The sequence below is a fragment of the Cyclobacteriaceae bacterium genome (genome assembly GCA_025808415.1).
Taxonomy (GTDB): domain Bacteria; phylum Bacteroidota; class Bacteroidia; order Cytophagales; family Cyclobacteriaceae; genus UBA2336.
This window is the reverse complement of sequence record CP075525.1, coordinates 832,347-854,620: the sequence shown is the minus strand read 5'-3', so window position 1 is coordinate 854,620 and position 22,274 is coordinate 832,347. Positions and strand designations below refer to the sequence as shown.

Genomic DNA, 22,274 nt, shown 5'->3' with positions numbered 1-22,274 from the left:
TGCTAAAGAAGTTCAACCCCAAGCCCGGGCTTATCCGAACAATACATCAGGCCGTCTTTCAAAATAAATCCCCCCTTCACAACATCTTTTCCTAAATCAAGGCTTCCGTCAAGGTCGATATACTTTGTATGGGCACAGGCAAAAGCAGTATGAAGGGCAGCCGTGATACTGATTATACTTTCATCATTACAGCCCCAGAACAAATCAATACCTTCCTGAAAGGCAATGTCAGCAATTTTCAGACCTTGCGTTACACCGCCACACTTCATCAACTTAATATTAAATATACCGCAAGCACGTGGTGGCTTTATCAACTCCAATGCATCCTTGGGAGAAATGAGTGATTCATCGGCTGCAATTACTTCACGAACCTCTTCCGGCAGGTTTTTTATTTCCTGAACGGCCCTGGCAGGCAAGGGTTGCTCGATCAACTCAATTTTTAAATTCTGTGTCCTTTGAAAAAATTCTATGGTTTGTTGTGCAGTATATCCTTGGTTAGCGTCAATGCGAATGGCATAATCGTAACCAAACTGTTCGCGCATTTTAACCATGCGTTCAATATCTTCTGCCAGGTCTTTACCGAGCTTCACTTTTATGGCCTTAAATCCCTGTTTCAGGTACTCACCGGTTTCCTTGAGGGTTTCCGTAACGTTCTTAATCCCTATCGTGTTGGACGTGGGCATGCTGTATATTTTTTGGCCTAAGTATTTTACCAGCGGAATGCCCAGATATTTAGTAAACGCATCGTGCAAAGCTATATCTATGGCTGCGCGGGCGGCAGGGTTCTTGGGGAATTTTTGCCAGGTTTCAAAAGCCAGATGTTTCATTTCACGGATGTCGCGGCCAACCAGGTACCCGAGGTTTTTTTCCTGTAAAGCATCCAATGTTTGCGAAAGGTTTTCGCCCACCACATACTCGCTGGGATTACCGGAACCCAAGCCCGTCATTCCATTATCCAAAGCAATTTCAACGAAAGCATTGCGCACTTCGTCAACGGTTTTAAAAGCAATGGTATAAGGTTTGGTGTTTCCGAGGTCGGCACTCCAGATTTTAATATTTTTAATTTTCATGGGGCTTAGGCTTTATTCTTCTTAATTAATTCGGCAAACACCGCAACCAACCGGTCAACGCCATCTTCCAAGGGCAGTACTACGGGTATATTCAGTTCTGTTTCGGTTTGGCGGGCCCAATCCCTTGCTTCATCGGCTTGCATCTTCATGGTGTTTACGGTTATGCCCACAGTGGTCGCACCATAAATTTTAATCAAATCAATTTCATCTTTAACCGAAGGAATGTAGGCCGGATAGTATTCCATATCCTTATACTGCTTACGTGCCGGGTTATGTTGCAGTACCACAATATCCGCATCAGCCGACACAATCCATTCAGCACCGGCAGGCCCACTGGGATTACGCAATGCGGATTGGCCTTCAATGAACATAATGTCGGGCTTTACATCCTGATAACATTGCCACACGGCATGTTCCATTTCTCCAGATATGAAGTCGTTGAGGGTTGAGTCGAAAATAAATCCATACCGGGCGCCCTGCATCCACCCGGTTTGGCCGGTGTAAATCATTTCGGCCTTATATCCGGCTGCTGTCATGGCTTCGGTTAATATTCTTGAGGTAGTTCGTTTACCTAAGGCACAATCGGTCCCCAGTACAGCCACCTTAACCGACTTAACTTCTTTTATTTTTCCATTCCAGAAATGCAGGTCCTTGAATTTCTTGGGCTTTCGCACATCAATAATTTCAAGGCCTTTTTGATCGGCCAGGGCTTTCAGGTCTTCATGGTCAGAAACATAATCGTGCAGGCCATTTACAATGCTAAGGTTATGGTTTAAAGCCTCTACCAGCAAATCGTGGAGCGACTCCGGGATTACGCCACCCTTTGTGGCCACCCCAATAATGCAATACTGTGCTTGTTTGCCTGACGTTTTCAAAAATTCCGGAATGGAGGCATATACCGGCAAGTTTCGGTGCTTTCCATCCAGCACTTCCCCGGCATCCCTGCCAGCCGATTTGTTATCGATGATACCCAGGATGTTAAAACGCTCGGTACCCCGTATAAGTCCGTGTGCGGTTTTGGCGTTACTACTGTCGAGATAACCACCTGTAATGACAATTGCGTTGCTCTTCATACAAAATTTAAAGGCATGAAAATTGAGTTTTAATTAAGAGTTTTCAAAGGCATTGGGATTGGTTTTCGCTAATTTTGTTAAAAAAGGAGGTTGACATGAAAAGCTTACTGGTGAGTTTGATCATTCTGAGCGCGTGTAGCCTGATGGCACAAACGCTAACCGGAACATGGCAGGTGGTAAAGCAAGGCAACTGCATGGGAAATGAATTTGGCGAACCTTCTGAAACGGAGGAAGAACTCTTGGAAAGTATGTCATCCCTGGCAGGCAATGCCCCGAAAACCATGACCTTTAATGCCGATGGGTCGGGCGAAGAAAACTGGCGTTCGCGTGGAAAGAAAAAGGCCACAGCAAAAGAAAAATTTCTGTACCGCTATACCAATGAAGCCCTTTATTTTCTCGACAAAAAATCCAGACTGATCACGGACACTTTTATTATCGAAGACCTTTCTTCTTCATCGCTCAAAATGTTCAATAAAGATCGCTCCTGCGAACGTGTGGAACTGGTGCGCATAAAGTAATATGCAGGAAACCATCGAAAAAAAGGATGTACGCAAGCTCACCCTGGATGAACTGAAAAATTTTTTCGTCCGGCATGGTGAGAAACCCTTCCGGGCGCAACAGGTTTACGAATGGTTATGGAAAAAATCAGCGAAAGATTTTGACCAGATGACCAACCTCTCGTTATCCACGCGCGAATTACTAAAACAAAACTTCTCCATTAATCACATTCGGGTCGACAACATGCAACGCAGCGAAGATGGCACCATAAAAAATGCCGTTAAGCTTTACGATGATTTAGTGGTTGAATCCGTTTTAATCCCTACAAAAGACCGCATTACCGCTTGCGTGTCATCGCAAGTGGGTTGCAGCCTCGATTGTAAATTTTGTGCCACCGCTCGGCTGAAACGCATGCGAAATTTATCGCCCGATGAAATTTATGACCAGGTGGTAGCCATTAAAGAACAAGCAGAACTCTTTTTCAACAGGCCGCTTACCAACATTGTGTTTATGGGAATGGGCGAACCGTTGTTGAATTATGCCAATGTACTGGAAGCCATTGGTAAAATCACTTCACCCGAAGGATTAAACATGGCATCCAAACGCATTACCCTGTCCACCGTGGGCATTGCCAAAATGATCAGGAAAATGGCCGATGATGATGTGAAGTTTAACCTTGCTGTTTCACTTCACGATGCCATTAACGAAACACGCTCAGCCATTATGCCCATTAACGAAACCAATCCTTTGGAAGAACTTGCTGATGCTTTGAAATACTGGTATAAAAAAACGAAACGAAAAGTTACCTACGAATATGTAGTTTGGAAGGGGATCAATGACACCCCTGAGCACGTGCAGGCGCTCGTAAAATTCAGTAAACATATTCCCTGTAAAGTCAATTTAATTGAATACAACCCTATTGATGACGGGGCGTTTCAACAGGCTTCACCGGAAGCCGTTCATCTGTACCAATCCACCCTGGAAAAAAATGGTATTGTTGCCCGCATAAGAAAAAGCCGCGGCAAAGATATTGATGCTGCGTGCGGACAGTTGGCAAATAAATCGTAAATACTTCGCCCGCATAACGACTGCAACTTTTTCCTATATTCGAAAAGTCAAGTCAACCTACACATGATTATTTACGAAAAATCCAACCCGCCCTTTCTTATCCGTTTCGTTTCAAAATTTATTGATCAGCAAGTGCCATTGCTTTTGTTGGTGGGTATTCTTGTCATGCTTTCGGTTCTGCTTAAAGAAGCTTCTTTTGTAATCGGGTTGTATATAGCCGCGGGCATTGTGGGCATCTTATTTATTATCACAACGCTTGGTGTATGGCAAAAAGCTGCTGATCGGTTAGTGCTTATTGAACTTCTTAACGATACGCTTCATGTTCAGGCTCAACATTACAGTAGTTTAGTTCACAAGCAAATACCCTTAAAACAGTTATCGATAAGCGTAGCCGTGGCCACTGAAAATAAAAAAGGCTGGAGATCCTTTGAACTTGAAATAGGTGATAAATCCATCAAAGAGCAGTCGCTTGTAGCTGAATTGGATATTTACGAAATCGGCCCGATACTGGAAGCCATTCAAAGCCATAAGCTTAAAAAACCCAATAAAACAGAAATAGACATACTGGAACTTTACAACCGCAGCGGATCAAGACCATTTAATTTTAAGAAGTGGGGAATTATTTTAGGTCTTGGAGCCGTTGCTGTTTACTTGTATCTAAATAAAGAAATGACCTTACAATATCTTAAAGACTTTCAAGTGAAGCCTGGACCTGAAATTGGTGCCTGGCGAAGTGATGCCGATGGATTTCCTTACTACTTTCAGCTAAATATTGACAGTACCTGGGAAGAGAATTATTTTGACAAAACTGGCAAATGGAAATGGGTGCCCGAGGATACGATCAGCCATTCATCTCCCCAACTACATATTTTTACCACCGAATCATTTTCCTATGGCTTCATTGTGCAGCAACTTACTGACAACACGTTTGTGCTGGAAAATCCAACCAATCAGAGAGTGTACTCCTTTAGCCGGCTAAAAGGTGGAAGTTTTTCAAAACCAAACGTTACACAGAGATTCGTTCATTTCATGAACCAATCTACCTTGCTTCCTCCCGACAAAAAAAATCTTTCGGATTGGCTTCGTGCGCTGGACATTCAAGATGAGAATTTTCGGCCTGCACAAGTATTCATTCAATCGGACTCACTGTTTGCAGGGCTGTTAACACGCCAAACAGACCAAAAGCAGTTTATTCTTGGTGTTGATGATTTTAGTCAAAAAAAGTTATTTCTGATGGAATTGAGCAGCACCTCGGGTTGCAATAATTCCTTTTCCCTTTTAACGGAAAAAGGCGGGGCTGCCTTAAAGCAAGAGGAAAATTGTCAGTCGGGTAAGGCCTCAACAAAAGCCATTATCTATCAAATCAATAAAACAGGAGTTCAGCAAGTAGAAGAATAGTTACTTCTTGCTCGCGTTAAAAAGTTTCTCTTTCTCATCTTTGGTCAGGCTTTCATAGCCGTGGTCGGAGATTTTATCAAGGATAGCGTCAATTTCTTCTTGCGAGGTTTTACTGACAGATTTTTTCGATGCCTTTGATTTACGGGGCTCTTCGCTGCGGTACGTAACCTTTACTTTTGGTTTCTCTTTAACCAAATCTTTAAACCAATCCAGCGTAGCGGTTATCCATCCGCCCCAGTTAATGCCCGCCTGCAATTGCTTAATATAAATCAAGCCCATCAATGCACCCCCCAGGTGGGCAATATTTCCGCCCAGGTTAATGCCTTGCCGCACATAAAGCAGCGATAACACCACATAAAACATGGCGATGTACTTGATTTTTACCGGGCCAAAAAACAACAGGTAAAAAGTATAATTCGGTAGCAGTACTGCCGTGCCAACTACAATTGCATAAATAGCCCCAGAGGCACCCACCATACCGGCATTACCAAAAAAACCAGGATTGATATTATAGATGAGCAGATAAGAAATACCCCCCGTTAACCCACCCAGAATGTAGAGTGCCACCAATTTATCACTGCCCATATACTCAACAAACACGCGACCAAACCAATACAACACCAACATGTTAAACAGGATGTGGAAGATGTCCCACATGCTGTGTGCAAACATGTAGGTAATTAACGTCCATGGGCGTGTAAAGAATTCAGAAAGCCCGGAAGGGATCGTGAACTGTTTGTACACAAAGTTAAAAACGAATTCAATGCCTCCGATCCAGCTGAAGAGGTCAAGCACAACAAATACGAGGAAGATTGTCACGTTGATGATGATCAACTGCACATGTGCATTGTTATGCCGATGAAATGCGCTTTTAAATTCTTCAAACATTGCCCTGCACTAATAATATGAACCGCCCTGGCCGCGCCAGATTTTGATGAGGATAAACGCCACTACAATGCCACCCAAGTGAGCAAAATGAGCCACGTTTCCGCTTCGATCCATAATAAACGTTAATCCAAATAAAAAGAATACAAGGTACTTGGCCTTAATGGGAATTGGCGGAATTAGCAACTGCACCTCCATATTAGGAAACAACATGCCAAACCCCATCAACACTCCATAAATAGCACCGGATGCCCCCAGCATTATTCCGCCACCACCGCCAAAAAACAAGTCAATCAACACACTAAAAGCTGCCGCGCCAACACCGGTAATAATGTAAAATAATAAAAACCGTTTCGACCCCCAGAAGGTTTCCAGAATAGGCCCTGTAAAAGAAAGCATCAGCATGTTAAAAAATATATGCATAAATCCTCCATGAGCAAACATATAGGTAAACAACTGGTAAGGTTGAAAACAAGCGGTACGCACATTAAATAAAGCCAGGTAAGCCGTTACAGCATCCTGCCGGTAAAGCATGGAAACACCAAAGCAACCGCCAACATCAATAACGGGCGCTACCATTTGCCCGATAAAAACAATGGCATTGATCATTAACAAATTACGTACAACAGGGGTAAGGTTAAACATGTTGACAAAGGTTAGTTATGGCTTGAAGTACATTCCAATCCTGGCCAAATCTAAAATAAAATACGTTGTTTCCCCATCGGGCGAATAACCGGGCGCCTTGCAGTCTAATAAACTCTCCACCAACGATTTCATTTCCTCTGCAGTAAGCTTATCCCCGATTTTAAGTGCAGCACGTTTGGCCAGGGCGCGGGCCAGGTTTTCCTTTAACGGTAACGACAACTGCGATTGGTTAAACTTAAACTGATCGATCAAACCCTCGAACAAAGCCTTTTCGTTACCCGAAGAAATACCAGAAGGTACACCATGGATTATCACCGTGTTTTTTCCAAAAACCTCAAAGCGAAAGCCCAGCGCTTTTATCTCCTGCTCCATTTCCATGATCAGGGCAAAATCAGCCGCCTGGAAGGATACCGTTTGCGGAAACAAGCTTTGCTGGCTCTCGCCTGTATTGCTTGTTAGCCGGTGGAGAAATTTTTCGAACAAAACACGCTCATGGGCAGCCTGCTGGTGGATCAACATCAACCCGTTTTTTACCTGGCGAAGAATGTAATGATTATGTAACTGAAATAGGGGCTCGTAAACTGTTTTTGCAATATTCTCTTCCTGCTTTGCTTGCAAGAATTCAAGTTCATTTGCCGATAAATCCCGGTGCGAAGTAAGCCCCGACATTCCCTCTCCTTCAAAAAGCTTCTCCCATTGTTGCAGGTTGGAACGTTGAAGAGAGGTTTGAAATCGTTCTTCAAAGTAAACATCACGGGCCGCATCGGTGGGAGTGTTGCTCAACTTGGCAATAATGTTCACATCTTCTGCAAAATCAAGTGCAGGGGCAAGGTTGTTCGCGCCCAATGCCTGACGAACAGCCGACCGAACAACAGCATACACGGCACGCTCATCATCAAATTTTATTTCTGTCTTGGTAGGATGAACATTGACATCAATATGCTTTGGATCTATTTCAATAAACAAAACATAAAAAGGAAAAGAGCTCTCCGTTACCAAACCTTCAAATGCATTCATAACGGCATGATGTAAGTAGTTGCTGCGGATAAAACGATTGTTCACAAACAGGAATTGCTCGCCACGCGATTTACGCGCAAACTCCGGGCGGCCAATATATCCGGTAACTTTTACATAGTCTGTTTCTTCCGTGCAAGGAGCCAATTGCTCCTGGTAGGCTTTGCCGAACACATTTACGATACGGTAGCTGAGTTTACCGGAAGGTAAATCATATATCAGCTCATCGCCCTGGATAAGCGAAAGTGAAACTTCGGGGTTGGCCAACGCCAGTCGCTGAAACTCATCAATGATGTGCTTGAGTTCAACCGGATTGGATTTTAAAAAATTACGCCTGGCGGGAATGTTGTAAAACAGGTTTTTGACACTTATGCTCGTACCCTTGTCGCATGCTACGACCTCCTGTCGCTTTACTTCCGAGCCCTCCACGATTAACAAAGTACCCAACTCCTTTTCGGCCTGGCGGGTTTTCATTTCCAATTGTGAAACGGCTGCAATAGATGCCAACGCTTCACCGCGAAAGCCCATGGTTCGCAGTGTAAAAAGGTCTTCAGCCTTTCTGATTTTTGATGTGGCGTGCCGCTCCAAACTCATGCGGGCATCTGTTTCTGACATGCCCGTGCCATTATCAATCACCTGGATCAGCGCCTTGCCCGCGTCTTTCACCACCAACCGTATGGTTGTGGCCCCTGCATCAAGGGAATTTTCCATCAACTCCTTAACGGCAGAAGCAGGTCGTTGCACTACTTCACCGGCAGCAATCTGGTTAGCAATGGAATCGGGTAAAAGTTGAATAATATCAGACATGGTGGACTTACGGCTTTCGGAAAAATCTGACCCAGATATAAAACGGAATAATTAGTGCCAGAAAATAAATTGACGCGGTACCGTAGTGAAGGTAGGCCATCACCCATATTACCAATATGGTAATAATAACCAAACGTAAAATATTAGCCGAAGGATCAAAGTTTTTGGTTTGCTTGTTGCGGGCAGCGCGAAAAGACCCTGCAATGCGTGAACGATAATCGTCAGCCAGAATTTCTGCGTCATCTTTTTGCCGAAGTTCACGTTGTATGCGTTGCTCCCGTTCCCTGCGCTCTTCATCAAGGGGATCATAGTGACGCGGTGCAAAATTAAACCGCTTGTGCTTGGGTATACGCGTAAAAAGTGAAGGGATTTTCATGACTGGAAAAGTTGTTTGCCTTTGATGTAATGCAACTTTTTAAGCTGCGTCACCATTATTTTATTTGGTACTAAAACTGGTTAATTTAAAGGCCTACAAAAATGGCTCTATTCAGCTTCAATTACAAAAAAGCAAACGGCTTGAACCTTAAAAAAGTTTGGTTGGCGCTCTCCCTTGCCTGCATTGGTGTTTTACAGGTTTTTGGACAAAGTAGCCGCGAAAAATGGGTGGACAGTGTATTTCAGAACTTAACGTTTGAAGCTAAAATAGGCCAGCTTATCATGATGCCGGTGGATGCCTATGCAGGCGATTCAGAAAGAGATAAACTGCTAAACCTGGTCAATAATGTTGGCATCGGAGGCATTGTATTAACGCGTGGCGGGCCTGTAACACAACAACAGTTAGTAAAAGATCTGCAAGCAAAATCATCGGTGCCCCTGCTGGTGGGGTTAAATGCAGAGGAAGGGTTGGGTTCAACACTGGACAGCACATTGGTGTTTCCGCAAACGCTTATGTTGGGTGCCCTTCAGGATGACAGCCTTCTTTATTACTTCGGTAGTGAAGTAGGCCGTCAGCTCAAGGAACTGGGTGTACATATTACATTTGCCCCAACAGCCGATTTAAGCACCACGTTTAAAACAGATGAGCTGGTAAACCACACCTTTGGAGAGAACCCCGGGCGCGTAGCCCATGCAGCCGTACTGTACATGAAAGGCCTTCAACATGCCGGCATTATACCGGTGGCCAAACATTACCCACATTATGGCCTTAAAGTTACCGGTTATGCCAAAGGCATACCGATTATGGGCCTTGCTCAAGACGACAGGCAATCGTTATATCCCCTCCGCCAATTGATTGAAAACGGGTGCCCGGCCATTTTATCATCGTACACACATGATCCGATTTTTCCCGACCGCAGGAAAATTGTGCAAAAGAAAAAACGGATTGTGCCCGAAGCGCTGCCAACACTATACACAGCCGATTACTTGAAAAGAAATTTTAATTTTCAAGGGCTTGTTTTTAGTTATGTTCCCGATGTTAAAGTTGTACTAAAAAAACATCAACCCGGTGATTCCGAGATTTATGCTTTCCTTGCCGGAAATGACATTTTGTTATTTCCCGAAAATATCGGGGCAACCATTCGCAAGCTACGCAGGCAATTAAAAAAGAATCCCGTACTACAAGCGCAGCTCAATGAACGCGTAAAAAAAGTGTTGGCCTTTAAGTACGATGCGGGCTTACCCACACCTGAACCACAAGCCCCGGAAAATCTTTATGAAACACTAAACACCATTGAGGCCAGGGTACTCAGGCGTGATCTTTATGAAAAATCTGTTTCCATTGTATACGATGATGAGCAGTTAGTGCCCATAAAGATACTGGAGAATACAACCTTCGCCTCGCTCTCCATTGGTGAACGGAAAGAAAATGAATTCAGCAATTATCTTTCACGTTATGCTCCATTCGATCATTATCAGTTCCATCAGCCCGATGAGGACACTACACAACTACTGGAAGAGTTAAAGAAATACGATGTGGTGGTGGCTGCTGTATTCCTTACCAGTTCAGGAATACTATCCAAATACCCTGCCCTGCTGGATGAATTGGCGAAACATACCCGGGTAGTGGTATGCAATTTCGGTCCGCCATCAAAACTTAGCTTGTTCACAGCACCGAAAACTATTGTACAAGCCTTTGTTGATGATGCCCTTATGCGCAGGACAGTACCTCAGATTTTATTTGGCGGGCTGGAGGCCAACGGTAAACTTCCGCTTTCCATTAATGAAAAGATTGGCGAGGGTTCAGGCAAAATCGCGCCTTCGCTCGGCAGGCTGTCGTATGCAATACCCGAAGCTGTTGGCGTGAGCAGCCAATCGTTGGAGAGGATATCTGCTATTGTTCGCGAAGCTATTGACACGCATGCTACACCCGGGTGCCAGGTGTTGATTGCAAAAAATGGAAAAGTAATATACGAGCGATCCTTCGGGTGGCACACCTATGACAATAATCAACCCGTAACCGATGAGACCATTTATGACCTGGCCTCAATGACCAAGGTGTTAGGAACGTTGCAGGCGGTAATGTTTTTATACGATCGCGGACTGATTGACATCAACCGAAAAGTATCTTACTATCTGCCCGAACTGCGAACAACCAACAAAAAGGATATAAACCTTAAGGATGTTCTGGCACACCAGGCAGGGTTGCTCGCCTTTGTTCCGTTGTGGCCTCAAACCATGAAAAACGAAAAGGAGTTTTTGCCTTACTACTACAATTCCAAACGCACAGAAAAATATTCCTTACAGGTTTCCCCAAATCTATTTGCAGCACCGGTTATCCGCGATTCCTTGTGGAAGTGGACTTTTGAATCACGCATGATTGAAAAAACCACACGCACACCCTACACGCTTCGTTATAGCGACATTGGCTTTTGGTTAATGCACCGGTTATCCGAAAAATTGCTCAATCAACCTATGGACGATTTCCTATGGCAAAATTTATATGAACCCATGGGAGCAAGTACCACAGGGTTCAATCCGTTAAATCGCTTTCCTCCATCGCGCATAGCCCCAACTGAATACGACAAAATCTTCCGAAAGGACATGATCCACGGTACCGTACACGATGAACGTGCCGCCATGATGGGCGGTGTTGCAGGCCATGCCGGATTATTCAGCACAGCGCACGATGTAGCCAAACTGGGGCAAATGCTGCTACAAAATGGATATTATGGCGGCCACCAATACCTGAAACCTGAAACGGTTGAATTATTTACCGCCAAACAATTTGAAAATAGCCGAAGGGGGCTGGGCTGGGATAAGCCCATCCAAAGTGATTGGGCAACGCCAACCTCCCTTTTCTCCTCGCCACGCACCTTCGGGCATACCGGTTTTACCGGCACATGCATTTGGATAGACCCCGAATTTGAACTGGTTTATGTTTTCCTGTCAAACCGGGTTTACCCTGACCGTAGTTCTAAACTAATTACGGCCAATATTCGTTCTCGGATACAAGACGTGATTTATCAATCAATTTTCGACTATTGTCAGTACCCAAACCCATTCCTGTGGAGCAGATCAAGATAGGTATAGTATGTTACCCAACCTTTGGCGGCAGCGGTGTAGTGGCCACCGAACTGGGAAAAGCGTTAGCCCAGGAAGGGCATCAGGTTCATTTTATAACGTATTCGCAGCCCAGCCGGCTGGACTTCCTGAATGAAAATATATTCTACCATGAAGTAGAATTCCGGTCGTACCCGTTGTTTGAATATCCGCCTTATGAATTAGCACTGGCCAGTAAAATGGTAAGTGTGGCCATGAACGAAAAACTCGACCTGTTGCACGTGCACTATGCCATTCCACATGCCTCGGCTGCTTATATGGCCAAACAGATACTAAAGACGCAGGGCATTGTTATGCCGGTCGTTACAACCTTGCACGGAACCGACATTACATTGGTGGGCAAAGATGCTTCGTATGAACCGGTAGTTACGTTCAGCATTAACCAATCCGATGGTGTAACAGCCGTATCAGAAGATTTAAAAAGAGAAACGTTCGAGCATTTTAAAATTACCAACGAAATTAAAGTAATACCCAACTTCATCGACCTGGAGAAATTCAAAAAGCAAAAGAAGGACCATTTCAAAAAAGCCATTTGTCCCGAAGGCGAAATGTTGATCGTGCACACGTCCAACTTTCGTAAAGTGAAACGGATTGGTGACGTTATTCAGGTATTCTACAACATCCAAAAAGAAATTCCCGCCAAATTGCTAATGATTGGCGATGGCCCCGAGCGGGTTGGGGCAGAACAACAATGCCGCGACCTGGGCATCTGTAATAACATCCGGTTTCTCGGCAAACTGGAAGCCGTAGAGGAGGTACTTTCGGTGGCCGATTTGTTTTTAATGCCCTCTGAGAAGGAGAGCTTCGGGTTGGCCGCCCTGGAGGCTATGGCCTGCGAAGTGCCGGTGATTTCATCCAACACCGGGGGGATACCCGAATTGAATAGCCAAGGCGTAACCGGCTTTTTGAGCAACGTTGGCGACATTGAAGACATGACACGCAAGGCACTTTTTGTACTGGATAAAAACAACCTCCCGCGTTTCAAGCAAAATGCGCTTAACCGGGCAAAAGAATTCGACATCAGTCGTATACTACCTCAGTATGAAGAATATTATGCCAGGGTTATCGAAAAAACCAACGTAAATGCTATCCGTTAAAAACACTGATAAAATATCAAGTATTATTTTTGCAAAAATTGTGAGAACAGATGGCAACAATAGTAGAGGTGACACCGAAAAACAAAGGAACAAAGCAACTCTTTAAAAACCCGATACTCGAACGGTTAACACGCACGCACATTTCTGTACCGCTTACCGTATTTTTTTTCTATGCTGCGGCATTATTGTATTGGAGCATTACACACACATCGCTCAGCCCCGCACTAACAACCTTATTATTCTTCATCGGTTGGCTGGCATTTACCTGGGTTGAGTATAATGTACACCGGTATGTGTTCCATATGAAGGCCCACACTGAAAAAAGAAAAGAATTGCAGTATACCATGCATGGGGTACACCACGAATTTCCCAAGGATAAGGATCGGTTGGCTATGCCACCTGTGTTAAGCATAACCATAGCTACAGTGTTATTGCTATTGCTACGGTTGGTTATGGGCGACTTTGTTTTTGCTTTCTTGCCCGGATTTCTGGTAGGCTATGCCAGTTACCTGGGCGTACATTACATGGTACATGCCTATCAACCCCCAAAAAACTTTTTAAAAGCCCTTTGGGTAAACCATAGCATCCATCATTATAAAGACGGTGAAATAGTATTTGGGGTGTCCTCCCCTTTGTGGGATTACATTTATGGAACCATGAAGGAGAAGCCAAAATCCGCTTAAGCGGTTGCTTTTTTTTGGTTCAAAAAATAAAAAAGCCATCCGGTACCGGGTGGCTTTTTTTGATGCCGCATTTTAGCCGCAATCAGATTTTTGATTCTTTTACCTCGGCCTGCTTTACGGGCTTTTTAGCATACGTAGCACAGGTGTACGTAGAGCAAGAGCCTAAAATGAGGGCCAAAAGGCTTAAAACCAGTACAGACTTTTTCATAGCACAAATGTTAAAATTTTGGATCAAAAATAGGTTTTGTAAACTGCCGAATATTTTCAGAAACACGGATTATCTTACGTAGGTTCAAAAAATTAAATTCCAAAAAAGAAACAGAATCGATGAATTTGGGGTTAAAAAAGAATTCCCATAAAACACTATGGTAGGCCACCGCTTTAGTCAGTACACGCCCCCTCCCGAAAACGCCAAAAGAGATTTTGAACGCTTGCTTAAGATTTTCCTGCAATTGGCCCTCATCACCTCAGGCAATGTTGCGGAAGCCCTGCAATGGCTTACTGAACTGGATAAACAATACAAGCTTACTACCGATAACTACGGTATCGGTGATTTTATTGAGCAGCTTAAACGCGAGGGCTACATAGATGACAAGGGACCTAACGGAGAACTAACACTTAAAGCGCGAAGTGAACAAAATATCCGGAAATCGGCCCTGGAGGAAATCTTCGGCAAGTTAAAAAAAACGAAGGGTGGCGATCATAGCACTTTTCACAGTGGCCGGGGCGATGAGCAAACCACCGAACGTAGGGATTATGAATTTGGTGACACACTGGAACAAATATCGGTAACGGATTCGTTGCGAAATGCCCAAATCAATCATGGGTTGGATAGCTTTTTTATGACCGAGGACGATTTAGAGGTAATCGAAAGCGAATATAAATCGCAAACCTCCACCGTTTTGATGATCGACATCTCCCACTCCATGATTTTATATGGTGAAGACAGGATTACCCCAGCCAAAAAAGTTGCTATGGCATTGGCGGAGTTGATCACCAGGAAGTATCCAAAAGATACATTAGACATTATTGTTTTTGGCGATGACGCGTGGCAGATCGAAATCAAAGACCTTCCCTACCTGAAGGTGGGCCCATACCACACCAATACTGTTGCTGGGTTGGAACTATCGATGGACATCCTCAGGCGAAGAAAAAATCCCAATAAACAGATCTTCATGATCACCGATGGCAAGCCCACCTGCATTAAACAAGGAATCAAATACTATAAAAACAGTTTCGGGTTAGACCATAAAATACTAGGCAAAACATTAACCCTTGCCACCCAACTAAGGAAGTTAAAAATACCGGTAACAACATTTATGCTGGCCACCGATCCGTACCTGAAAGCCTTTGTGCGGGAGTTCACAAAAACAAATAAAGGCAACGCCTACTACAGCGGTTTACAGGGATTGGGCAACCTGGTATTTGAAGATTTTAATAAGAACAGAAGAAAGAATTATTAGCACACCTAAGGCATGGACATACAGAAGATAAAAACCCTGAAACAATTAAAATCCTCGGGCTATAATACAAAATCGGTAAAGGACGAACTGCGCACTAACCTGATCGAAAAAAAAAGAAAAAAAGAACCGGTATTCAGTGGCATTTGGGGCTATGAAGAAACGGTAATACCTGACCTGGAACGGGCCATACTGGCAGGGCACAACATTAATTTATTGGGTTTGCGAGGGCAGGCCAAAACGCGCATTGCACGTTTAATGATAAACCTGTTGGATGAATATATACCCGTAGTGGAAGGTTCGGAATTAAATGACGACCCGCTTCAACCCATCTCCCGATTCAGTATAGATAAAATAAATGAGCTCCGTGACGATACCCCCGTTTCCTGGCTCCACCGGAATGATCGGTACACCGAAAAACTCGCCACCCCCGATGTTTCCATTGCTGACCTTATTGGTGATGTTGACCCGATAAAGGCTGCCACACTTAAGCTACCCTATTCCGATGAGCGCGTAATCCATTTTGGTTTAATTCCACGGTCGCATCGCGGCATTTTTGTTATCAATGAATTGCCCGATTTACAGGCACGTATTCAAGTAGCACTTTTTAACATCCTGCAGGAAGGCGATATTCAAATCCGCGGCTTTAAAATACGCCTGCCGCTCGACATCCAATTTGTGTTCACCGCCAACCCCGAGGATTACACCAACCGCGGCAGCATTGTAACGCCCTTGAAAGACCGTATTGATAGCCAGATCATAACACACTACCCCAAAACCATCGACATAGGCAAGCACATTACCCGGCAGGAAGCTTCATTAAAAAAAGATCAACAAGAACTGGTTGCTGTGCATGAGTTGGCCACTGACCTTATTGAACAGGTTGCATTTGAAGCGCGTGCCAGCGAGTTTATTGATTCAAAAAGTGGGGTGTCGGCACGGCTAACCATTTCAGCGTATGAAACACTTATAGCTGCGGCTGAGCGAAGGGCGCTTTTAACTGGCGAAAAGAACACCCATGTGCGCATAGCTGACCTTTACAGCATTATTCCATCCATTACAGGTAAGGTTGAATTGGTTTATGAAGGCGAACAAGAAGGCCCAGGCATTGTAGCACAAAACCTTATTGGAAAAGCTATCCGCACGCAGTTTGTTAATTACTTCCCCGACCCGGATAAATTCAGGAAACAAAAAGATAAGAGCCCCTATAAAACCATTACCGATTGGTTTGGTGAAGGCAACAAAGCCGACCTGTTACACGAAAGTGACGACAAGGCTTATGAACAGGTACTAAAAAGTATACCCGGCTTAAAAACTCTTGTACAGGCTTATCACCCTAATCAGCCGGTTGCATTCCAGTTATTACTGATGGAATTTGCACTCCATGGCCTGGCCGAATACAGTTTAATCAGCAAACACAACCTCACCGCTGGACATCAGTTTAAAGATTTATTAAGTTCCATGTTTAATCTCCCTAACGATGATGACGATGAAACCGAAGAAGATGATGACGATGCGGCATTCGGAGGGAATCGGGGTAGATCGTGAGAAGTTAAAAGCGCTGCGCGAATTGGTAGCCAAAGGAGAAGGAGAGCACCTGGAATTTAAACGCAAAGCAACGCATCCTGAAAAAATTGCGCGGGAGATGATTGCCTTTGCCAACAGCAAAGGAGGAACATTGTTGATTGGGGTAGCCGATGACGGCAGCATACCCGGGGTTAAGTTTCCTGAGGAGGAACTGTATGCTGTGCTTAAAACTCTCTCAAAGCTAACCCGGCCCAGCATCAGCTTTAAAAAAGAAATCATCTCCATTTCACCCAACCGGTATGTCGTTTCGTTACAGGTACCTTCAGGTAAAAGAAAACCCTATTTTATCCGTGAAAGCAGGCGTAAGAAACATTGCTATATACGTAAAGCTGACATGAGCATAAAAGCAAGCTGGGAGGTTCAAAAAATCATTCAACTACAAATTAGAAAAACTGACGTTCAGTTTACGTATGGCGAACATGAGCAAAAACTTTTTCGCTACCTGGACAAATCAAATCATATCACCCTTATGGAATTTACTGCACTTAGCGGCCTAAACAAGTACCAGGCGTCTTCTCTGTTAATTCAACTTGTTCTTGCCAATCTTCTTAAAATAGAACCTCATGAAAAAGGCGATCAATACTTTATTCGCTAAAGAAACCTCTTTAACAATTTAATAATGTTGGTAGGACTATAAAGGTATCAAAAAAAATCACTTCTTAAACCCTTTCAGCATTAGGAAGGTTTTTGTTTATTTCGACAACCAAGTTCTTTGTTAAGCATGTCAAAGGGAAAAAAAGAAAAGAAGATATTCGTACTGGATACCTCGGTTATCATTTATGAACACAACTCCATACTCAATTTTGATGAACACGATGTGGGCATACCCATAACCGTACTGGAGGAACTGGACAATTTTAAAAAGGGAAACGACACCAAAAATTTTGAGGCCCGTGAGTTTATCCGCCTCATTGATAAACTCGCCAAAGATCAAATGCTTCACCAATGGAACCCCATTAACGGCAAAGGCAAAGGCGATTTTAAAGTAGTGATGGATACCGGGGGCACCGGAACACTTGATGCCAACCGTGTTTTTAATGAAGACAAGCCCGACCACCGCATATTAAATTCAGCATTGTTGCTGCAAAAAGAAGAGAAAGGAAGAAAGGTGGTTTTGGTTTCCAAGGATGTGAACCTTCGTTTAAAGGCCAAAGCCTTGGGCCTTCATGCTGAAGATTATACTACCGGCAAAGTCCAGAATATTTCTTCGCTGTATTCAGGCAATACGGTAATTGAAGATGTGGATTCAAATGCCATTAACCTTATTTACGAAAAGGGTTATTGCCCGCCCAATGAAATACTCGGAAAAGTAAAGCCTGAGAAAAACCATTATTACATATTAAAGAGCGGTAAAAAATCGGTGCTCGCTTACTATAATCCATTTAACGAAATGGTGGAGCAGGTTGAAAAACGATCGATTTATGGGGTGAAGCCGCGCAATGCCGAACAGACATTCGCCATCCATGCCTTACTCAAACCTGAAATTAAGTTGGTTTCACTTCAGGGTATTGCTGGTACCGGAAAAACACTGATTGCACTGGCTGCTTCACTGGAACAAAAACGTGAATTCAAACAAATCTATCTGGCAAGACCTATCGTACCCCTTAGCAATAAAGACATCGGCTATTTACCAGGAGATATTAAATCCAAATTGAACCCTTATATGGAGCCGCTTTGGGACAACCTGAAGTTTATCCAAAATCAATACAACGAAACCGATAAGGAGTACTCCAAAATTACCGAAATGGTAAATCAGGAGAAACTGGTTATTACCCCACTGGCTTACATACGCGGTCGAAGCCTTTCCAACATTTGCTTTATTGTTGACGAAGCGCAAAACCTTACCCCGCACGAGGTAAAAACCATCATTACCCGTGCGGGTGAAAACACCAAAATAATTTTTACAGGCGATATCTACCAGATTGACACGCCATACCTGGATGCCCAAAGTAACGGGCTGTCGTACCTGATTGACCGGTTAAAGGGCAACGAGCTTTATGCCCACATTACCCTCGAAAAGGGCGAACGTTCAGAGTTGGCCAACCTGGCTAATAACCTGTTATAACAGTTTTCGCTCAATGCAAGATTTGGGGCCATTTTAAAGCTTTCAGGCTTATGAACAGCCTGAATTGAATAGTTTTTTGGCAACGGCCAAAACAAAGGCGTAAGGTTTCCTGGCAAAAAAGATCCATGGGGTTATGAAAGTTCAATTTCCGGCAAATATTAACGTGCCTGAAAACCAAGCGATTATGACCCTATATACCCGCCTTCTATTTTTAGGGTATTAAATCAGAAAAAAGCCCATGTTTAGAAAATTGTATTTCAAGTGCCTGTCTGCTAAAAGCAAAATTTCGGCACTGCGTGATAAGGGAACCATGTTAGGAACCCGCATTAAAAACGGACGTAAAGCTTACTTATTCTTATTGAGGGATTTCTGTGCAGAGGTCATTTTTCAAAACGACAACATCAACATGCATCCTGAGAAGATCACTACCTTTTCAAGTGTTAGCGAATTTAATAATTACTTGGAGCGGGAGTTCCGGTCGGCTTTTTAAAGCAAAACTATTTTTTTAGAACTTTAAGAACAGTTTCCCCAATATCTGCAGGTGATTCTACCACGTGAATACCACATTCACGCATAATTTTCATTTTAGCTGCAGCCGTGTCATCGGCACCACCAATAATTGCCCCGGCATGGCCCATTCTTCTTCCCGGGGGTGCAGTTTGCCCGGCAATAAACCCTACTACAGGCTTTTTATTTCCAGTCTCCTTTATCCAGCGTGCCGCTACGGGCTCATAGTTACCACCAATCTCGCCAATCATCACAATGGCGTCTGTTTCCGGATCATTCATCAGCAGTTCAACAGCTTCCTTGGTTGGGGTACCAATAATGGGGTCACCACCAATCCCAATGGCTGTTGAAACGCCTAAACCAGCCTTCACAATCTGATCGGCTGCTTCGTACGTTAATGTTCCGGACTTTGATACAACCCCAACTTTACCCTTCTTAAAAACAAAACCGGGCATAATGCCAACTTTTGCTTCACCCGGTGTAATTACGCCCGGGCAGTTAGGGCCTATTAATACAACGTCCTTACTCTTAATGTACTTTTTGGCGATCATCATGTCCTTAACCGGAATGCCCTCTGTTATGGCAATAATTACCTTAATTCCGGCATCGGCTGCTTCCATAATTGCATCGGCTGCAAAGGCAGGGGGAACAAAAATGATGGAGACATCCGCACCTGTTTTTTGTACTGCCTCCTGAACCGTATTAAATACCGGGCGCCCTAAGTGTTCGGTACCACCTTTGGCCGGTGTAACTCCACCTACCACGTTCGTACCGTATTCAATCATTTGGCCGGCATGAAAAGTACCTTCCGAACCCGTGAAGCCCTGGACTATAACCCTTGAATTTTTATTCACTAATACGCTCATGGATGTGCATTTTTGATGTTCACAAAAATAGGAGAATATACCGTTCAGCCAAACCAGGCAAAACCCGATGGGACCCCAAAGGGCAGTTTAAAAAAAAGTATAGTTTGTCTGTGAAATGCTCAGTTCACTTTAAAACCGAAACGATCCAAAAACTTCTTATACTCATCCTGGTAAACATCAGGTTCCAGTGCGGCTGCTTCCTGGTATGCCGTTAAGGCATCGATGAGCATAAACTTCTCTTCAAAAAATGAAGCCAGTATGAACTTATCAAGTCCGTTGCCTTCATCTGAAACACCTAACTCTCCTACAGACTCGGACATCTTCTTCTTACGATGACCTGATAATCTTTTTACTGTGTATTGATCGGAGGAGTTTCCATTGGAAGAAGTTACCTTCACAAGAAGGTATGGGATATTTTCATAGCCTTTAGAAAGATCAACCGCATAATTGTTTTCGCTCACCTCATAGGTTGCCAACACCGTTTCCCCAAAATCCATAACAATAACTTTATAGGAGCTTGAACCATCGTTGGTCCAGGCAATAAAGAAGCGATTACCCAACAGTTCAGCTTTTGCTGCATCGGAAGGCAAGCTTAGCATGATATCCTTTTTTACATTTCGGTGAACCGCCCCGGTAGCAGCCAGTTTGTTTCTCTTTTCCTCTTCACTGCTGAGGATAAAGTCGGTATACTTATTTAATGCGCTTGAACCTTTGCCCACCTTGGCTGCAAGATCGGCAACTTTGTGGCTCCCAGGCTCCTTAACCTGAAAGGCCCTGCCACTGGCATGGGAAAGGCCCAAATAACCATTATCTGAAATTTTTATTTCATCCGATACTTTTAATTGTGAACCAACTTTAATGGGCGTCCACTGCTCACCTGATTTAACTTCGGTTTGCCCCTTGCTTTGCAAAACCAGAAAGGCATATGATTGCGACATTACTATAGCGGGCACAAACAGTCCTGCCAATAGTATACATAAGCGAGTAGTTTTCATGATCATGTTTTTAGGCCAGTTAAAATTAACAGAAGGCTATTGTATTAAAAAGAAAAAGCTGCTCCATATAAGTGGGGGCAGCTTTTCAATTGGATATTTTACGTTCTAAGGTTTTTTGAGGCCATGGCGGATCAAAAAGTCGCTATATGTTTCCTGGTAATAGGTTACGTCCGGGGCAAGCTTAATAGCTTCTTCGTAAGCAGCAATGGCATCAATGAAAAGCCCCTGTTCTTCATAGAAGCCAGCCAGGATAAATTTATTTAAGGCTGTCTGCTCACTTACTTCGCCCATAATTTCATTCAACGACTTTTGTACTTTTGCGCGCGCTTCCGGTGAAAGTTTCTTGATCAAATGCATTTTGGAAGATTGGGCAGGGTCAGCTTTGGAGCGAACATCAACAAAAATTCCTGTTTCATTCACAAATTTCGGATCGTTCAGGTTAATTTTTATACTGTTCTCAGCGGTTTCAATTTTTGCCAACTGATCTTCGAACATATTGCTGAGGGTTACAACGTATGGACCCTTTACTTTGCTGGCATCCCAGGTGATTACCGCTTCGTTGTTATAAACACCTGAATGTTGGTTTTCAGGAAGCATTAGCTTGATTGCTTTCGCCTCGGCAATATCACGGTGCACAGCTCCGGTTGCACCCAGTTTACCTTTTTTGTCATCAGAGTTGCTGCTTAAAATAAAATCGGTGTACTTGTTTAAGGCACTTGATCCACCTTTTACTTCAGCTGCCAGATCGGCCACTTTGTAAGGTCCAGCCTTTTTAACTTCCACAGGTTTTCCGGTAACGTGTATCAAACCAAGGTAGCCGTTATCTGCTAACTTTAACTCATCGCCAAGTTTAAGGCTGGCACCTGTTTTTATGGGTTGCCATGAATCGCCCGACTTAACTTCGTTTGTGCCTTTATTAGCCATTACCTTAAAAGCAACGTCTTGCGAATAGCCATCACCCATGTATGCGATCAAGCCTAAAACGATTACTATTCTTAACATTTTCATAACTGTAAACTTTTTATTAGAGGGTTAAATGTACGAATTTATTAACTATC

General features: G+C 43.7%; 20 protein-coding genes. 11 read left to right on the top strand and 9 right to left on the bottom strand.

The window, feature by feature from the left end; genetic code table 11:
- Positions 1-2: 2 nt before the first annotated feature.
- Together KIT51_03965 and KIT51_03960 are read right to left on the bottom strand one after the other, a co-directional pair.
- Positions 3-1,070, bottom strand: a complete 1,068-nt coding sequence (locus KIT51_03965) for a dipeptide epimerase (protein ID UYN87434.1) — start codon at positions 1,068-1,070, stop codon at positions 3-5.
- Between the two features lie 5 nt (positions 1,071-1,075).
- Positions 1,076-2,143, bottom strand: a complete 1,068-nt coding sequence (locus tag KIT51_03960; protein UYN87433.1) for a DUF1611 domain-containing protein — start codon at positions 2,141-2,143, stop codon at positions 1,076-1,078.
- 95 nt (positions 2,144-2,238) lie between these two features.
- Here KIT51_03960 and KIT51_03955 point away from each other — a divergent pair, with 95 nt between their 5' ends.
- The 3 genes from KIT51_03955 to KIT51_03945 all read left to right on the top strand — a co-directional run bounded on the left by KIT51_03955 (position 2,239) and on the right by KIT51_03945 (position 5,107).
- Complete coding sequence (locus tag KIT51_03955) at positions 2,239-2,661, top strand: hypothetical protein (protein ID UYN87432.1); 423 nt, start codon at positions 2,239-2,241, stop codon at positions 2,659-2,661.
- A 1-nt stretch (position 2,662) separates the two neighbouring features.
- Positions 2,663-3,709, top strand: a complete 1,047-nt coding sequence (gene rlmN / locus KIT51_03950; GenBank protein ID UYN87431.1) for a 23S rRNA (adenine(2503)-C(2))-methyltransferase RlmN — start codon at positions 2,663-2,665, stop codon at positions 3,707-3,709.
- Between the two features lie 63 nt (positions 3,710-3,772).
- A complete protein-coding gene (locus tag KIT51_03945; protein ID UYN87430.1) occupies positions 3,773-5,107 on the top strand; it encodes a hypothetical protein in 1,335 nt (444 codons plus the stop codon).
- Here the strand turns inward: KIT51_03945 and KIT51_03940 are convergent, their stop codons facing one another.
- The 4 genes from KIT51_03940 to KIT51_03925 are packed head-to-tail and all read right to left on the bottom strand — an operon-like array spanning position 5,108 to position 8,834.
- Complete coding sequence (locus KIT51_03940; GenBank protein ID UYN87429.1) at positions 5,108-5,995, bottom strand: rhomboid family intramembrane serine protease; 888 nt, start codon at positions 5,993-5,995, stop codon at positions 5,108-5,110.
- 9 nt (positions 5,996-6,004) lie between these two features.
- A complete protein-coding gene (locus KIT51_03935; GenBank protein ID UYN87428.1) occupies positions 6,005-6,637 on the bottom strand; it encodes a rhomboid family intramembrane serine protease in 633 nt (210 codons plus the stop codon).
- Positions 6,638-6,652: 15 nt separating this feature from the next.
- On the bottom strand, positions 6,653-8,458 hold the full coding sequence (gene mutL, locus KIT51_03930; GenBank protein UYN87427.1) for a DNA mismatch repair endonuclease MutL: 1,806 nt from the start codon (positions 8,456-8,458) through the stop codon (positions 6,653-6,655).
- Between the two features lie 7 nt (positions 8,459-8,465).
- Positions 8,466-8,834: a hypothetical protein gene (locus tag KIT51_03925; protein UYN87426.1), complete on the bottom strand. Its 369-nt coding sequence runs from the start codon at positions 8,832-8,834 to the stop codon at positions 8,466-8,468.
- Between the two features lie 101 nt (positions 8,835-8,935).
- Here KIT51_03925 and KIT51_03920 point away from each other — a divergent pair, with 101 nt between their 5' ends.
- The 8 genes from KIT51_03920 (at position 8,936) to KIT51_03885 (ending at position 19,338) form a co-directional block, all read left to right on the top strand.
- Positions 8,936-11,920, top strand: a complete 2,985-nt coding sequence (locus KIT51_03920; protein ID UYN87425.1) for a serine hydrolase — start codon at positions 8,936-8,938, stop codon at positions 11,918-11,920.
- Complete coding sequence (gene bshA / locus KIT51_03915) at positions 11,911-13,053, top strand: N-acetyl-alpha-D-glucosaminyl L-malate synthase BshA (GenBank protein UYN88490.1); 1,143 nt, start codon at positions 11,911-11,913, stop codon at positions 13,051-13,053. The genes KIT51_03920 and bshA overlap by 10 nt, the downstream gene beginning before the upstream one ends.
- Positions 13,054-13,103: 50 nt before the next feature.
- On the top strand, positions 13,104-13,736 hold the full coding sequence (locus tag KIT51_03910) for a sterol desaturase family protein (protein UYN87424.1): 633 nt from the start codon (positions 13,104-13,106) through the stop codon (positions 13,734-13,736).
- A gap of 365 nt (positions 13,737-14,101) precedes the next feature.
- On the top strand, positions 14,102-15,199 hold the full coding sequence (locus KIT51_03905; protein ID UYN87423.1) for a hypothetical protein: 1,098 nt from the start codon (positions 14,102-14,104) through the stop codon (positions 15,197-15,199).
- A gap of 12 nt (positions 15,200-15,211) precedes the next feature.
- Complete coding sequence (locus tag KIT51_03900; GenBank protein UYN87422.1) at positions 15,212-16,744, top strand: sigma 54-interacting transcriptional regulator; 1,533 nt, start codon at positions 15,212-15,214, stop codon at positions 16,742-16,744.
- A complete protein-coding gene (locus KIT51_03895) occupies positions 16,686-17,378 on the top strand; it encodes an ATP-binding protein (GenBank protein ID UYN87421.1) in 693 nt (230 codons plus the stop codon). Before KIT51_03900 ends, KIT51_03895 begins: the two co-directional genes overlap by 59 nt.
- Positions 17,379-17,504: 126 nt before the next feature.
- Entirely contained in the window at positions 17,505-18,848 is a 1,344-nt protein-coding gene (locus KIT51_03890; protein ID UYN87420.1) for a PhoH family protein, read from the top strand.
- A 238-nt stretch (positions 18,849-19,086) separates the two neighbouring features.
- The gene (locus KIT51_03885) at positions 19,087-19,338 is read left to right on the top strand and encodes a hypothetical protein (GenBank protein UYN87419.1); all 252 of its coding nucleotides are present in this window, start codon (positions 19,087-19,089) and stop codon (positions 19,336-19,338) included.
- 7 nt (positions 19,339-19,345) lie between these two features.
- Here KIT51_03885 and sucD read toward each other — a convergent pair whose 3' ends face one another.
- From sucD to KIT51_03870, 3 genes are all read right to left on the bottom strand, one after another.
- Positions 19,346-20,221, bottom strand: a complete 876-nt coding sequence (gene sucD / locus KIT51_03880; protein ID UYN87418.1) for a succinate--CoA ligase subunit alpha — start codon at positions 20,219-20,221, stop codon at positions 19,346-19,348.
- A 119-nt stretch (positions 20,222-20,340) separates the two neighbouring features.
- Positions 20,341-21,216 carry a hypothetical protein gene (locus KIT51_03875; GenBank protein ID UYN87417.1) on the bottom strand — a complete coding sequence of 292 codons (876 nt, stop codon included), beginning with the start codon at positions 21,214-21,216 and terminating at the stop codon, positions 20,341-20,343.
- A 105-nt stretch (positions 21,217-21,321) separates the two neighbouring features.
- Entirely contained in the window at positions 21,322-22,224 is a 903-nt protein-coding gene (locus tag KIT51_03870) for a hypothetical protein (GenBank protein UYN87416.1), read from the bottom strand.
- Positions 22,225-22,274 lie beyond the last annotated feature (50 nt).